This is a genomic window from Curtobacterium sp. C1, from assembly GCF_021049325.1.
GTDB lineage: Bacteria > Actinomycetota > Actinomycetes > Actinomycetales > Microbacteriaceae > Curtobacterium > Curtobacterium citreum.
The window spans coordinates 57,970-72,809 of record NZ_CP088076.1 but is presented as its reverse complement, the minus strand read 5'-3'; the positions used below and the strand labels follow the sequence as shown (position 1 = coordinate 72,809).

The window sequence follows — 14,840 nt, the reverse complement described above, 5'->3', positions numbered from 1 at the left end:
CGGTACGGTCATCGCATGGGACTCGGCTGGAAGCTGCACGGGGACGGCGCGACCGTCTCCGCCTCGACGATCGTGGCGCCGGACGAGCGCCTGAGCTGGGGGCGGACGATCGGCCTCGGTGTCCAGCACGTCGTCGCGATGTTCGGCGCGACCTTCCTGGTCCCACTGCTGACCGGCTTCCCACCGTCCACCACGCTGCTCTTCAGCGGTGTCGGGACCCTCCTCTTCCTGCTCATCACGGGCAACCGGCTGCCGAGCTACCTCGGTTCCTCGTTCGCCTTCATCGCCCCGATCGCGGCCGCGACGAAGATCGGCGGCATCCCCCTCGCCCTGTCCGGCATCATCGTCGTCGGCGCCCTGCTCGCGCTCGTCGGCCTCGTGGTGCACCTGGCCGGCGCGGGCTGGATCGACCGGCTCATGCCACCCGTGGTCTCCGGTGCGATCGTGGCCCTGATCGGGTTCAACCTGGCGCCGGCCGCCCGCGACAACTTCACGAAGGCACCCCTGACCGCGGTGGTCACCCTCGCGGCGATCATCCTGGTGACCGTCCTGTTCAAGGGGCTCGTCGGCCGCCTGTCCATCGTGATCGGTGTCGTCGTCGGCTACGTCGTGGCCGCACTGTCCGGGCAGGTCGACCTGTCGAAGGTGTCCGAGGTCCCCTGGGTCGGCCTGCCGACCTTCACGGCGCCGGCCTTCGACCCCGGGCAGCTCGCCGTGTACCTGGGCTTCGTGCCCGTCGTCCTCGCGCTCGTGGCCGAGAACGTGGGCCACGTCAAGGGCGTCGGGCAGCTGACCGGCCGCGACCTCACACCGCTGACCGGCCGCGCGCTCATGGCGGACGGCCTGTCGACGGTGCTCGCCGGCGTCGGAGGCGGTTCGGCCACGACGACCTACGGCGAGAACATCGGCGTCATGGCCGCCACGCGGGTCTTCTCCACCGCCGCGTACTGGGTCGCGGGCATCGTCGCGATCCTGCTCGGGCTGTCGCCGAAGGTCGGGATGGTCATCTCGTCGGTCCCGGCCGGCGTGCTCGGCGGTGCGACCACGGCGCTGTACGGCCTGATCGGCGTCATCGGCATCCGCATCTGGGTCGAGAACAAGGTGGACTTCGCCAAGCCGAAGAACCAGCTGACCGCGGGCATCGCCCTGATCATGGGCATCGCCGACTTCACGTTCTCGTTCGGTGGCGCGACCTTCGGCGGCATCATCGTCGGCACCGTCGCGGCGATCGTCGTCTACCACCTGATGGACCTGGTCGGCCGGGCACGCGGTACGGAGCAGGGAGCACCGAAGGCCTCGGACGCGGCGCACGCCGCGACCGGCGCGGTCCCGGCGGAGCCGCGCGCGGACTGACGCACGGACCACCGGACGGGAGGATCGTGGCCAGCCCGCCACGATCCTCCCGTCCGGCGTCCCGCCAGCCCGTCAGCCCACCTGCCCGCCTGCCCGCCTGCCGGGACCGACCGCGTCAGCGGAGGCCGGTGAGGCCGACCACCAGCTGGACCACCGCCAGCACGACGAGCACCACCACCAGGCCGACGGTGCCCCACCGCTCGATGCCCACCCGCAGGGCGGACAGGGGTCGGTGCGCACGCGGACCGGCGGCAGCCGCGAGGACGACCGGCGCAGCGACCGTCGAGGCGGCGACGACCACGAACAGCACGGCCGCCACGACGGCCTGCCCCGGCGCGGGGTCAGCGTCGCCGAACGCCAGTCCCGCGGTGAGCGCGAGCAGGAGCGCCTTGGGGTTGCAGAACAGGAGCAGGCCGAGGCCGAAGCCGTGACCGGTGCCGAGCCGCTCGACGGCGTCCGACCACCGGGCACTCGACGGACGCCCGTCGGGCAGGCGCCGTGTCGTCCACTGCCAGACGGCGAGTCCGGCGAGCACCGCGGCGGCGGCGAGCGCCACGACGGCCTGCACCGACGACCCGCCGGCGGTCTCGAGCGGGAGCCGCTCGCCGACGAGGACCGCGACCACGAGCGCCACGGCCACCGCCGTCGCCCACCCGACCACGCAGGCGATCGCGGGTCCGTACCCGCGGCGGTGCCCGAGCAGGAAGACGACCGACGCGATCGGCAGGGGGCTCAGGGCGATCCCGACGGCACCGGGCACGAGGGCGGTCAGGTCCACGGTCGGAGCGTACCGCCACCAGAATGGTGCGGTGCCCCGTCCTCCCGCGTCCGCCGAGCGCCCTGCTCGCTCCGAGCAGCGCGGGGTCGACCGGGACATCGTCCGGCTCGCGGTGCCCGCCCTCGGGGCGCTCGTCGTCGAGCCGCTCTTCCTGCTGACGGACACCGCGCTCGTCGGGCACCTCGGGGCGACCTCCCTCGCCGCGGTCGGCCTGGCGGGCGCCGTGCTGCAGACCGTGACGGGGCTCCTCGTCTTCCTGGCGTACTCGACGACCCCGGCCGTCGCCCGGGCCCTCGGTGGTGGGGACCGTCGCGGCGCGGTGCACGCCGGCATCGACGGGATGTGGCTCGCGCTCGCGCTCGGCGTCGTGCTCGCGCTCGTCGGGTGGCCGCTGGCCGGGCCGCTCGTCGACCTGTTCGGCGCCTCGCCCGCGGTGTCGGCGGCGGCGACGGCGTACCTGACGGTGTCGCTGATCGGCCTGCCCGGGATCCTCGTCGTGACCGCCTCGACCGGACTGCTGCGCGGCCTGCAGGACACCAGGACCCCGCTCGTCGTCGCGACCGTCGGCTTCGTGGCGAACGGGCTGCTCAACGCCGTGCTCATCTACGGCGCGGGATGGGGCGTCGAGGGCTCGGCGGCCGGCACCGTCATCGTGCAGTGGGCCATGGCCGCGGTCTACGTCGGCATCGCGGTCCGCGCAGCCCGGGCGTCCGGTGCGCCGCTGCGGCCGGGAGCGTCCGGCGTCGCACGCGCGCTGCGGTCGGGGGCGTGGCTGTTCCTCCGCACCGCCTCGCTGCGGGTCGCGATGCTCGCGACCGTCGGGACCGCGGCGGCGCTCGGGACCACCGGGCTCGCGACGACGCAGGTCGGACTCACCGTCTTCTCGACCCTGGCGTTCGCGCTCGACGCCCTCGCCATCGCCGGGCAGGCCCTCGTCGGGCACGGCCTCGGCGCGCGCGACCCCGACCGGGTACGGCTCGTCACCCGGCGGCTGGTGCTGCTCGGCATCGCCGGGGGCGTGCTCCTCGGGCTCGTGACGGTGGCGGTGAGCGGCCTGCTCGGACCGGTGTTCTCCGACTCCGCCGCGGTCCGGGACGCGCTGCCCGTCGTGCTCGTCCTCATCGCGGTCGGGATGCCCGTCGCGGGCTACGTCTTCGTGCTCGACGGCTTGCTCATCGGCGCGGGTGACGCCCGGTACCTGGCGATCGCCGGCGGGGTGAACCTGGTCGTGTACCTGCCGCTCCTCTGGTGGGCGGGCGGCACGCTCGCGGGACTCTGGGCGGCGTTCGCGCTCGGGTACATCGGGGTCCGGGCGGTGACGCTCGGGCTTCGGGCGCACCGACGAGGCTGGATCGAACAGGCGCTGGCCCGGTGACGCGCTCCGGGGAAGGGACCGCGGTCGCGTCCTCCGCGGTGCTCGCGACGGTCGGCATCGGGGTGCAGGGGGTCGCGAAGCTCCTCGTCACGGTCGTCGTCGGCCGGGTGTTCGGCACCGAGACGCTCGGGCACACCACGGCCCTGCTGTCCCTGTCGGTCTTCGCGGCGCTGCTCTGGCCGAACGCGGCGGGGAACACGGCGTCGCGGTACCTCGCGGTCGCGCTCCGGGCCGGCCGGTCGGACGCCGCGGTGAACCGACTGCTCGGGGCTGCGATGGCGGTGTCGAGCGTCGTGCTCGCCGCGCTGACCGTGCCGATCGCCGTCGCGTGGGGCAACGGGCCGTGGACCGTCGTCGGCGGCGTCGCGGTGGTGGTGGCCTACGGCCTCTACTGCCACGCGCGGGGTGCGCAGCTCGGCTACGGTCGTGCGCCGCTGACCGCGCTGTGGGACACCGTCACGAGCGTGCTCGCGCTCGGGCTGCTCGTGGCCGTGTGCGTCGCCCGCCTCGAGCCCCTCGTGCTGCTCCCCCTGGCCGTCGGCTACACGGTGTTCGCGGTGGCGTGCTGGCCGAGGGGCAACCGGGCCGCCGGTCCGCCGGAGCCGACGACCGGGGTGCTCGGCTTCGCGCTGTGGAACGTCCTGGCCGTGACCACCGCGAACGGCCTGCTCCAGCTGACGATGATCGCGGCGCAGGTGAGCGTCTCCGCGCGCGAGGCCGGGGTCTACGCCGCCGCGTTCACGCTCGCGACGCCCGCCTCGATGCTCGGGCAGGCCCTGGGGCAGGTGCTCGTTCCGGCCTTCGCGCATCGGACGGACGGCGGGTCGCTGCGCTCCCGCGGCGCCGCCGTGCTCGTCGGGGGCTTCGCGGGCGGGACCGCGGTCGTGTTCGGACTCGTCGCCCTGCTCGCCGGGTGGTTCCTGCCGATCGTCTACCCGGCCGAGGGGGCGGCAGCCGTGGCGGACCTGCGGTACCTGATGGTCGGCGTGTGGGTGTTCACGGTCGGGCTCGTCCCGGCGGCGCTCCTGCTCGCGGCCGGTCGGTCGCGGGCGGTGGCGCTGGCCTCGGTCGCGGGGTTCGTCGTGGGTGCGGTGCTGATGGCCGTGCTCGCGCCGGTCGCCGGGGTCGCGGGTGGGACGACCGGGTTCCTGGTCGGCAGCGCGGTGAACCTGGTCGCGGTGCTCGGACTCGGGTTGCGGCGGCGCTGAGCACGGCTGCCCCGTCAGTCGAACGTCGGCGTGGTCGCCGAGCACCGCACCGGCTCGCCCGGCCCACTCGAGGTGGCGGAGGCGATCTCGCGCCCGCCGTCGAGCATGATGTGGCAGGTAGCGGTCGCCCCGGCGGCGGGCGTCGCCCGGACCGAGGCCCGGTCCTCCGCGAGCACGACGAGCTCGCGCGTCCAACGCGATCCGCCGTCCGACGCCTTCCGAGTCTTCCGGTCGCCGAGGTCGACCTCGCGGGGCGCGTCCCCGCGGCCGTCGGCGCCCTCGACGTGGACGTCCGCGAGCGTCGCGCCGACGGGCTGGTCGACCGTCACCTCGTACGTCACGGCCCACGCGTCGCCCAACTGCTGGTGGACGACGCTGCAGCCGGTCAGGAGCCCGATGGAGGCGGCTGCGGCGACGAGGGCGGCGGAACGACGGACGGTGGTGCGCGTGCTGGTGCTCATGCTCCGAGCCTGTCCGGTCGGCGCCCGGGGATCGTCCGCCCTCGGTCTCGACGGGGTCGGCCGGCGGGTGGACCCTCGGTCATCCGGACGAGGGGGTCGACCACTGCCTGCAGCCGCCGGAGGACCTCGAGGGCACGGCGTCGGAGGTCACACCGGGGGAGGGAATTGCGCGGCGAATCCGCTCAACGCCATGGGGTTTCCGCTGCGGTCTACCCTCACCGGTCTCTCGGGTCTGATCGGGTGGTCACGCGTGCTCGGCACCCTCCAGCCAAGCAGAGATCTCCCTCGTCTGCTGTGCGGCACGGGTTGGGCCGCACAACGTCCCCGATGGACGGCGCAAGCGGACTGACCCCTCGTCATTCCTGATGCCGAAAGCCATCACCTTGAGGAATCGGCCACTTCCGTCGAGATTCCCGGCGTTCAAGAAGCCTTCGTAACTCACGGCCCGGCAACTCGTTATCGCAGCACGATTCCATCGTGACGTACGGAACCAGCTCCGAACAACAAGGACCTGCCCGTTGATGTAGATACCCATGAACAGGCTCCGCACCAGGAAATACCCCATGGCGGACACCACAACACCGAGGATTATCCCGGCCGGAAGCGTGCGCGGCACCGCGGTGCCACTGAGGAGATTCAGAAGGATGACGGACAACGCAGTTGAGTAGATCGGCAACGCAATCCACCGAGCCGTGTTGCCTGAGTGAGCGACGCGTCGCACTACCTTCTCCATCCACGCCCCGGAAGCATCTTGCAGTCCCACACCGAAACGGACCCGCTTGATCTAGTTACCGAAATCCTCCTTCCCATGACCCCTGGTCACAGTCGCGAACACTCACTCCGGCAACTCTTGTGCATGAGCAATCATCCACACGAACGGTAGTCAGTATCGAATCATGTCGTCTACCATATCTCCTGAATCCGTCGGAGCAACTCCGAGGGACACGCTTCAGCCAGGATCTGTTCGTCGATCACGTGGGTACGGCTTCTCGTTGCCTGAGACCTCAGGGCCAGTATGGCGGTCTCGCGCCAAGAGGATTCGCTTGCGTATTCACTTCTGAGAGCAACTTCCACAACACCACCAGCCTCCGCAACCATGGTCATCTCCTTGAAACCAGAATCGAAGGCAATTTCTACCTCGAGCGCGAGTTCCCACTCGAAGGCACCCGTGGCAATGTCAGAAAAGGCAACGCGGTAGGGGTGATAGTCCAGGTCAAACGCAATCAAGGGGTATTGGAATGCCAAAAGCGTCCCCCAAATTTTCCAGACTTTCGCCACAGTCGATGCTGCCCAATGTTCCCACTCCCAAGACGAGGATAATGGGGTAGATATCTCGCGATTCCTCGATTGGACTTCACTCAATACCCGTGAATGCAGTGCAGCCCGATCGATTTTTGCGGCAATGACCTGAAGATAGGTGCTGCGCAGCGCGAAGCTTGGCGTTCTACCGGAGCTCGCCGTCCGTGACAGACACGGCTCTTCCTACCTGCGAGGACGGCTCCTACACTTTTCAAGTTCAACCAATGCTTCCATCGCGCCGCGTCGCGCCGACGCAGCGAGCGGACCCGGAGATACCCAAAAGGCAAAAAGCGGTGAGAAGCGTTTGCGGCCGTGTTGATTCCAGCCAATAAAGGGCAACGATACGACATCTTCAGATTGCGGCATGGCAAAGATTGTCGCATATGCAATTCGCCTATTCCGAATCAAGCCCCGTATAACAAGGTGGTCTCGTGCTACTTCCGCGCCGGTTCGTAGGGCGCGCCAAAACATGTAGCCTCCGACTGTCACGCTGATGGCGGAGAGAACTACTGTTACCCACTCGAGTCGAAGATGATTCCCGATCTGCCGCGCGAGCACGATACCGGCTAGCGCTGCCATTGCGTCACATGCTGCAAGTGAGTAGCGAGTGGCAACCGGGCCAAGAAGAACTATTGCGTCTTTTCTCATTTTCGTCAACGCTCTTTCTTGCATGTCGACTCTACCGATACTTGAATCCGTCGCGCGCTTTGGCTCGGACTCAACTTGCGCTTTGATAGCTACCGTAGCCGGTATCTGCATAATGATGAGGTCGAATTACGTAACGTTTGAATTTGTACGCTCGCAGCCTCACGGCATGCCGCGCCACGCGATTAGCTGGTCGACCTCTCACGAATCGAGGAATTCGGGCGAGTCCGATCGGAACACCATCGTGCCGTCGTCCTCCGTGGTGGCTGCGAGGCCCTTGCCGCGCACGCGCCACGACCACGAGTCCCGCGCCTTCGTCGGCAGCTCCGACAGGACGAGCTCCTCCTTCACGGTCCCGTTCGTCACCGTGTAGTGCAGATCCGTGTCCGGGAAGACGTCGCGGTAGGTGACCTCGTCACCCGCGCCGCCCTTGTTCGTGTGCGACAGTGGGCTGTCCGCCGCGTCCTCGAGCGAGTACGCGAGCGTGAACCCGTCGTGGTGCATCGTCAGGACGTCCGAGCCCGACGCGTTGTCCGCGAACACCGGGTCCAGTGGGTGGTCGTCGACGACACCGGTCCCCGCCGACGTCACGTCCACGTCCGTGTTCACCGGGACCCACTTGCCCTGGTCGTCCTTGATGTTCTTCGGGACCTGCGAGATGACCGCGGTCTTCGAACCGTCGGTGTTCTCGTAGGTGTCCTTGAACGTCGAACGCCCGACGAGCTTCGACGTGTCCGGATCGAACGGCGAATCCGGCGCAGCAGGCTGCAGGTCGCCGCCGAGTGCGTTCGTCCGGTCGTCCGCGGTCGCCGTGGGCGCCTGGTCGTAGGCGATCTTCGGAGCGTCGACGACCCCGTCCGGGACAGTCGGCGTCGGAGCGGGGACCGCGTCCGAGGTCACCGCCGGCAACGAGGTCACCGGCCGGTCGTCGACCTCCGCCGCCTGCACCGGCACCGCGACCAGGACCTCCGCGACCAACGCGCTCGTGGTGATCACCGATGCGAGCACTTTCGCCGCGGTACCGGTTTCGGGGTACGACCGCAGACTGAAGCTCCACTCAGACTACGCTGCTCGTGCGCGCAGTCCCGGCGCCGGGCTCAGGGACCGGGGGCGAGTCCGATCCGCGGCACGAGCCACGCCATCCCCGCCGCGATCGCCGCCCGCGCAGCGAGCCAGTTGTGCTTCACGCCGGGGACCACCCAGGTCGTGACGTGCATGCCCGCAGCTGCGGCGTGCGCGGCGACGACGGGCATCGCGGGCCCGTAGTGCGAGTCGAGCTGCGCGGCGGTGAAGAACGCCGAGCTGTCCCGGTAGGGCCGGTGCGCCGCGAGCAGGGCCTCGGGCTGCGCGGCGCGGTACGCGGCGGCGTTCCCGGAGAAGCCGCGGGCGATCGAGGCCTCGGGGCTGCCGAGGGTCGGGCCGAGCTCCCCGGACACGTCGATGAGGTTGCCGAAGCGATCGGGGTCCCCGGCGCCGAGCTGGATCGCGCACGTGCCGCCCTGCGAGAACCCGCCGATCGTCCACGCGGACGCCCCCGTCTGGACGCGCAGGTGCGACGTGATCCACGCCGGGACGTCCTGCTCCAGGTACGTGCGGCTGTTGCCGAGCGGGCCGTCGACGCACATCGGGTTGCCGGAGTCCGGGCCGAGCTGGTCCGGCACGACGACGATCGGCGCGAGTCCGGCGTGCATCGCTGCGACCGCGTCCATCGTCTCGGTGAGGTGCCCGCCCGTCTCCAGGTCCTCGGGGCCGGAGCCGCGGGACTGACCGGGGAGCAGGACCACCACCGGGAGCGCCGGCGGGTCCGGCACCAGGGCGGCGGGCGGCAACCAGAGCAGCCCGGGCCGGGCGGTGAAGTGCGACCGCGTCGCCGGGATGGTCACGTGCAGGAGACGCCCGGCGGTCGGCAGGTCCGTCCGCGGGGCCCAGGTGTGCGCCAGGTCCAGGGTCGCCGGGCCCTGTGACGCGGACGGGTGCTCGGCGAGGGGGATGCCGTCGGACCCCACCGGGTCGGGGAGGACGGTCGGTGTGGGCGTGACGGCCGGGGTGGGCGTGGCCGTCACCGTGACCGCGGCGGTGGGGTCGGCCGACGCCCGGCTCCACCAGGTCGCGCCGACCCCGACGTTCACGACGGTCAGGGCCAGGACCACGACGAGCACGGTCCAGACCGTCCTGCCGGGGCGTCGAGCGTGCTGCACGGCGCTGAGCGTACGTGCCGTCGCCCGGCGGCACGGCCGACATCGTGCCCGCGGTGCTGAGGGATTCCCCAGTCAGCTCCGAGCGGGGCCCGTCGTGTCGCCGATCCGCAGCTCGGACCGGAACGCCGCCGGGTGCGGCTCGCCGCCCTCGAGCATCGCGAGCGCCGCGCGGGCCGCGGCACGGCCCTTCTGCTCGAAGGGCTGCACGAGCGTGGTGAGCTGCCGGATCGGCGAGCGGTGGAGCAGGCTGTCGTCGACCGTGATGCCGTCGAAGCCGACGACGCTGACGTCCTCCGGCACACGGAGTCCGGCGTCGAGTGCGGCCGAGATCACCCCGACGGCGAGCAGGTCGCTCTGCGCCACCACCGCGGTCGGGATCGCGGCCCCGGAGGCTGCGCCGGCGAACAGGGACTGCCCGGCGATGCGGCCCTCCTCGACCGAGCTGCCGGCGGCCTCCACCGCGGGGGCGTCCCCGTACACGCCGCGGACCCCACGGAGCCGCTCGAGCGTGGTGTGGGCGACGCCCTCGGCCTCGCGGGCGGGGTCGACGAGCCCGCGACGGCGGCTCCCGTCGAGGGGCAGCGTCACGATGGTCACGGCGGTGTGCCCGAGGTCGCGGAGGAACGCGGCGGCTCGGCGCGAGGCCTCGCGGTTGTCGAGGTGGATCGGGACCGCGCCCTCGATCTCGTCCGCCTCGATCGCCACGACCGGGATCTGCCGGCGACGGAGCACGGCGACGGCGGGGTCGATCCGGACGTTGCAGCCGACCAGGACCACGGCGTCCATCGGGGCGTCGACGATCGGGCCGATGCCGCGTTCGTCGTCGAGCGGGCTCCGGACGAGCAGCAGCGACGCCCCCGCCTCGCCGGCGACCTCGGCGATGCCGTCCAGGGTCAGGACGTTCACGGGATCGCGGAACGCGTCGCTCAGGCGCTCGTCCATCACGACGCCGATCACCCCGGACCGACCGCGGCGCAGCGAGCGCGCCCGCGGGTCCGGTCCGCCGTAGCCGAGCTCGGCGGCCGCGGCGAGCACGCGGGCCTTCGCGTCCTCGGAGACCGGTCCGGCACCGCTGAAGGCGAGCGACGCCGTGGACGGGGCGACCCCGGCCGCGCGGGCGACGGCGGCGAGGGTCGGGCGGGGTCCACGGCTCGCCCCACCGTCGGCGCCGGTCCGGGACGCTCCGGTCCCGGACGCGCCGGGTCCTGTTGCCGGTTCGTCCATCGCCCGTTAGCGTAGTCACCGAACGGGGTCGAATCGATTCGACACCACCGCGACACGCATCGCAGGACCCACGCAGCACCGGCACCAGCACCGATCAGCACCGACCCGGAAAGCCCGACATGACGACGACGTCCGCCCGCACCGCCCCGACCACCCGCGTCTGGATCGTCGCGGTCTTCGTGGCCTTCACGCTGTCGGGCCTGGCGATCGCGACCTGGCTCGGCCGCATCCCGAGCGTCCGCGACTCCCTCGGCGCGACGACCTTCGAGATGGGCCTGCTCGTCCTCGGCATGGCCGTCGGCTCGATCGGCGGCCTGACCTTCGCCGGGCACATCGTGTCGAAGCTCGGTGCGCGCCGCGGGGTCCAGGTGGCCTCGGTCTGCCTGGCCGTCGGGCTGACCTTCGCCGGCTTCGCGGTCACGTACGGGTGGGGCTTCGCCGCCATCTGGGTCGGTCTCATCGCGTTCGGCTTCGGCAACGGCCTGGTCGACGTGTCCATGAACGTGTCCGGTGCCGCCGCCGAGAAGGCCGGCGGGCGGACGATCATGCCGCTCTTCCACGCGGCGTTCAGCGTCGGCACGCTCGCCGGCGCCGGGCTCGGGGCGTTGACCGAGGCGCTCGAGGTGCCCGTCGTGCTGCACTTCGCCGTCCTCGGCATCGTCACGTGCGTGGTCATGCTCGCGGCCGCGTCGCGCTTCGGCGACGAGCACCGGTTCGATGAGCACACCTCGACCGCGACCAGCCCGACCCCCGTGCAGCTCACCCGCTGGCAGGTCTGGGCACAGCCGTCGACCCTGCTGATCGGCGTGATCGTGCTCGGCATGGCGCTGGCCGAGGGATCCGCGAACGACTGGCTGCCGCTCGCGATGATCGACGGCCACGGCCTCGACAACGCCGCGGGCTCCGCCGTGCTGACCGTGTTCCTCGCCGCGATGACCGCAGGGCGCATCGCCGGCAGCCCGCTCATCGACCGCTTCGGCCGCGTGCCGGTGCTCCGCGTGAGCGCCGCCGTCGCCGTGGTCGGTCTCGGGCTGCTCATCTTCGTCGACGTCATCCCGATCGCGATCGTCGGGGTCGTGCTCTGGGGCCTCGGCGCGAGCCTCGGGTTCCCGATGGGCATGTCCGCCGCGGCCGACGACCCGCGCTCGGCCGCGCTCAAGGTCAGCGCCGTGGCGACGATCGGGTACGTGGCGTTCCTCGCCGGTCCGCCGCTCATCGGCTTCCTCGGCGAGCACATCGGCCTGCTCGGTGCGCTGCTCGTGGTCTTCGTGTTCATCATCGGCGCCGGCCTGGCGTCCGGGGCGGCGCGCGAGACGGGCGCTGCGGCCGAGACGCTGCGCCGCCGACGTGCGCAGCAGGCCGGGCGCGACCGGACGACGGGCCGCAGCGGGGACGACGGGGACGACCCGCGCCTCCAGGCCGGAACGCCCACCCCCGGAACGGAAGCCCGCACGCCCACCCCCGGGACGGAAGCCGCCGCACCGACCGCCGACCGGGCGGAGAGCGCGACGCGCGACCACCGTTAGGATCGCCGGGTGCGTCTCGTCATCGCCCGCTGCTCCGTCGACTACGCCGGACGCCTGTCGGCCCACCTGCCGCTCGCGACCCGTCTGCTCATGCTCAAGGCGGACGGCTCGCTGCTCGTCCACTCGGACGGCGGCAGCTACAAGCCGCTCAACTGGATGAGCCCGCCGTGCTCGATAGAGATCGGCGAGCCGGACGAGGAGCAGGCCTCCGCCGGCATCACCCAGGTGTGGACGGTGACGCAGAAGAAGACGCAGGACAAGCTGATCGTCAGCCTGTACGAGGTCCTCGCGGACGAGTCGCACGACCTGGGCGTCGACCCCGGGCTGGTGAAGGACGGGGTCGAGGCGCACCTGCAGCAGCTCCTCGCGGAGCAGATCGAACTGCTCGGCGACGGCCACACGCTCGTCCGCCGCGAGTACATGACCGCGATCGGACCGGTGGACATCCTGGCCCGTGACGACGCGGGCGCGAGCGTGGCCGTCGAGATGAAGCGCAACGCGAACATCGACGCGGTCGAGCAGCTCACCCGGTACCTCGAGCTCATGAACCGCGACCCGCTCCTGCGACCGGTGCAGGGCGTCCTGGCGGCGCAGACGGTGGCACCGCAGGCGCGCACCCTCGCCGAGGACCGCGGGATCCGCGTCCTCGTGCTCGACTACGACGCGATGCGCGGCATCGAGGGCGGGCACACGCGCCTGTTCTGAGCGGAGCGACCGGGCGCCGCGGCCCACGTCCGTCATCGGGACGGCTCGCGCCCGTCGTCGGGACGGCTCCCGTCCGTCGTCGGTGCGAGCACCGGCCTGGAGGCACGGGTCGCCCCCGACACGCCGACTAGGCTGGGCAGGACATGACGCGCCCCTTCACCGCCATCCTGTTCGACCTCGACGGCACCATCAGCGACTCCGCTCCGGGGATCCTCGAGAGCATGACGCACACCTTCCGCACGGTCGGCGTGCCCGTCCCGGACCACGAGACGCTCATGTCGTTCGTCGGCCCGCCGATCATGGACACGTTCCGCACGGCGATGGGGATGGACGAGGCGCAGGCGGAGCACACGCTCGCCGTCTACCGCGAGCACTACCTGTCGCACGGGGCGCTCGACTCGGCGATGTTCCCCGGCATCGACGTCGTGCTGCGGACCCTGCACCAGGCCGGACTGCCGATCTCGACGGCCACGAGCAAGCCCGAGACCCCGGCGACGTACATCCTCGAGCACTACGGGCTCACCGGGGACATCGACGTCATCACGGGCGCGAGCGACGACGAGGTCCGGAGCGCCAAGGCCGACGTCGTCGCCGAGGCCCTCCGCCGCCTGGACGCCCGCGGCTTCGACGTGAGCCGGCCCGTCCTCGTCGGCGACCGCCTGCACGACGTCGAGGGTGCCGCGGCGAACGGCGTCCCCGTGGTCTTCGCCGAGTGGGGCTACGGCTCCCCGGCCGAGGCCACGGGCACCGTCGCACAGGCCGCCACCCCGCTCGACCTGCTGCCGATCCTGCTGCCGGACGCCGCGTGACGACCGCGGCCCGTCGGGGGCTCCGCGGCGCGGCCTGGGTGCTGCCCGCCGCGATCGTGCTGATCGCGCTGAACTTCCGCGGGCCGATCGTCGCCCCCGCGCCGGTGATCGGCGACGTCCGGGTCGACCTCGGGCTGACCGCGACGGTCGCCGGCCTGCTCACGACCATCCCCGTCCTGTGCTTCTCGCTCGCGACGCCGTTCGCCAGCTGGGTGATCGCCAAGGCCGACCCCGAGCGCGCGGTGTCCCTGTCGCTCGTGATCGTCCTCGCGGGCACGGTGCTCCGCTCGGTGCCCTCGGCGACGGCGCTGCTCGTCGGCACGGCGGTGATCGGCATCGGCATCACGATCGGCAACGTCGTCGTGCCCGTCGTCATCCGGCGGGACACCTCCCCGGAGCGCGTCGGCCTGGTCACGGGCGTGTACACGTCGGCGCTCAACTTCGGGTCGATGATCACGTCGCTCGGCACCGCACCGATCGCCGCCGCCTGGGGCTGGCCGGTCGCCATCGCGGTGTGGGCCGTGTTCGCGGTGGTCGCCGCCGCGGGGTGGACGTACGCCGTCGGCACCCGCGCGGCCTGGCTCCGACCGGAGCGCACCGAGCCGGTGCCCGCGACCGGGCCCGTCGAGCTGCTCACCGAGACGGGGTCGATCCGCACGGTGTCGACGAGCGGCGCTCCGACCGTCCGACCCGCTCGACGGCTGATCACCTGGGGGCTGACGCTCGCCTTCGGTGGACAGGCGTTCTCGTACTACGCGCTGACCGCGTGGATCCCGACGCTCCTGCACGACGAGATCGGGTTCTCGGCGGAGTCGTCCGGCGCGAGCTCGTCGGTGTTCCAGATCCTCGCGGTCGTCGGGGCGCTCGGGGTCCCGGTGCTCGCGACGCGCTGGCGGCCGCGGGCGATCGTCGCCCTCGTCGGCACGTTGTGGCTCGCGATGCCGCTCGGGCTGCTGTTCGCGCCGCAGCTCTGGCTGCTCTGGTCGGTCCTCGGCGGGGCGGCGCAGGGCGGCGGCATCACCGTGATCTTCATCATCATCGTGCGCATCGTCACGAGCGACGACGACGCCCGCCGGATGTCCGCGTTCGTGCAGGGCGGCGGCTACCTGATCGGCTCGGCCGGGCCGCTCGTCGCCGGGAGCCTGCACGGCGCGACCGGAGACTGGACGGCGCCGCTGCTGGTCGTGCTGGTGGCGGTGCTGACCCTCGGGGTGATCGGCACCCTCGCCGCCCGTCGCGTGACCTGACCCGCGCCGGAC

The 14,840-nt window shown here is 71.7% G+C and carries 13 protein-coding genes; 7 read left to right on the top strand and 6 right to left on the bottom strand.

Annotated features, from left to right (window positions below; translation table 11 throughout):
• Window positions 1–15 precede the first annotated feature (15 nt).
• Window positions 16–1,353 (top strand): uracil-xanthine permease family protein, encoded by a 1,338-nt coding sequence (locus LQK89_RS00370; protein WP_231049798.1) that lies wholly within the window; start codon window positions 16–18, stop codon window positions 1,351–1,353.
• A 115-nt stretch (window positions 1,354–1,468) separates the two neighbouring features.
• Here the strand turns inward: LQK89_RS00370 and LQK89_RS00365 are convergent, their stop codons facing one another.
• The gene (locus LQK89_RS00365; RefSeq protein WP_231049797.1) at window positions 1,469–2,131 is read right to left on the bottom strand and encodes a GAP family protein; all 663 of its coding nucleotides are present in this window, start codon (window positions 2,129–2,131) and stop codon (window positions 1,469–1,471) included.
• Window positions 2,132–2,162: 31 nt separating this feature from the next.
• Here LQK89_RS00365 and LQK89_RS00360 point away from each other — a divergent pair, with 31 nt between their 5' ends.
• Together LQK89_RS00360 and LQK89_RS00355 are read left to right on the top strand one after the other, a co-directional pair.
• On the top strand, window positions 2,163–3,506 hold the full coding sequence (locus LQK89_RS00360; protein ID WP_231049796.1) for an MATE family efflux transporter: 1,344 nt from the start codon (window positions 2,163–2,165) through the stop codon (window positions 3,504–3,506).
• Window positions 3,503–4,714 carry a lipopolysaccharide biosynthesis protein gene (locus tag LQK89_RS00355; protein WP_231049795.1) on the top strand — a complete coding sequence of 404 codons (1,212 nt, stop codon included), beginning with the start codon at window positions 3,503–3,505 and terminating at the stop codon, window positions 4,712–4,714. Before LQK89_RS00360 ends, LQK89_RS00355 begins: the two co-directional genes overlap by 4 nt.
• Before the next feature lie 14 nt (window positions 4,715–4,728).
• On the opposite strand, the gene LQK89_RS00350 is transcribed toward LQK89_RS00355, so the two are convergent.
• The 5 genes from LQK89_RS00350 to LQK89_RS00330 all read right to left on the bottom strand — a co-directional run bounded on the left by LQK89_RS00350 (window position 4,729) and on the right by LQK89_RS00330 (window position 10,541).
• Complete coding sequence (locus LQK89_RS00350) at window positions 4,729–5,175, bottom strand: hypothetical protein (RefSeq protein ID WP_231049794.1); 447 nt, start codon at window positions 5,173–5,175, stop codon at window positions 4,729–4,731.
• Window positions 5,176–6,078: 903 nt separating this feature from the next.
• Complete coding sequence (locus LQK89_RS00345) at window positions 6,079–6,453, bottom strand: hypothetical protein (protein WP_175325556.1); 375 nt, start codon at window positions 6,451–6,453, stop codon at window positions 6,079–6,081.
• A gap of 867 nt (window positions 6,454–7,320) precedes the next feature.
• Complete coding sequence (locus tag LQK89_RS00340; protein ID WP_231049793.1) at window positions 7,321–8,115, bottom strand: hypothetical protein; 795 nt, start codon at window positions 8,113–8,115, stop codon at window positions 7,321–7,323.
• Between the two features lie 101 nt (window positions 8,116–8,216).
• Window positions 8,217–9,317 (bottom strand): alpha/beta hydrolase, encoded by a 1,101-nt coding sequence (locus LQK89_RS00335; RefSeq protein ID WP_231049792.1) that lies wholly within the window; start codon window positions 9,315–9,317, stop codon window positions 8,217–8,219.
• Between the two features lie 72 nt (window positions 9,318–9,389).
• Window positions 9,390–10,541 (bottom strand): LacI family DNA-binding transcriptional regulator, encoded by a 1,152-nt coding sequence (locus LQK89_RS00330; protein WP_231049791.1) that lies wholly within the window; start codon window positions 10,539–10,541, stop codon window positions 9,390–9,392.
• A gap of 119 nt (window positions 10,542–10,660) precedes the next feature.
• On the opposite strand from LQK89_RS00330, the gene LQK89_RS00325 reads away from it, so the two are divergent.
• The 4 genes from LQK89_RS00325 (at window position 10,661) to LQK89_RS00310 (ending at window position 14,828) form a co-directional block, all read left to right on the top strand.
• On the top strand, window positions 10,661–12,067 hold the full coding sequence (locus tag LQK89_RS00325; protein WP_231049790.1) for an MFS transporter: 1,407 nt from the start codon (window positions 10,661–10,663) through the stop codon (window positions 12,065–12,067).
• Between the two features lie 9 nt (window positions 12,068–12,076).
• The gene (nucS, locus tag LQK89_RS00320) at window positions 12,077–12,772 is read left to right on the top strand and encodes an endonuclease NucS (RefSeq protein WP_231049789.1); all 696 of its coding nucleotides are present in this window, start codon (window positions 12,077–12,079) and stop codon (window positions 12,770–12,772) included.
• 143 nt (window positions 12,773–12,915) lie between these two features.
• On the top strand, window positions 12,916–13,581 hold the full coding sequence (locus tag LQK89_RS00315) for an HAD hydrolase-like protein (protein WP_231049788.1): 666 nt from the start codon (window positions 12,916–12,918) through the stop codon (window positions 13,579–13,581).
• A complete protein-coding gene (locus LQK89_RS00310) occupies window positions 13,578–14,828 on the top strand; it encodes an MFS transporter (protein WP_231049787.1) in 1,251 nt (416 codons plus the stop codon). The genes LQK89_RS00315 and LQK89_RS00310 overlap by 4 nt, the downstream gene beginning before the upstream one ends.
• Window positions 14,829–14,840 lie beyond the last annotated feature (12 nt).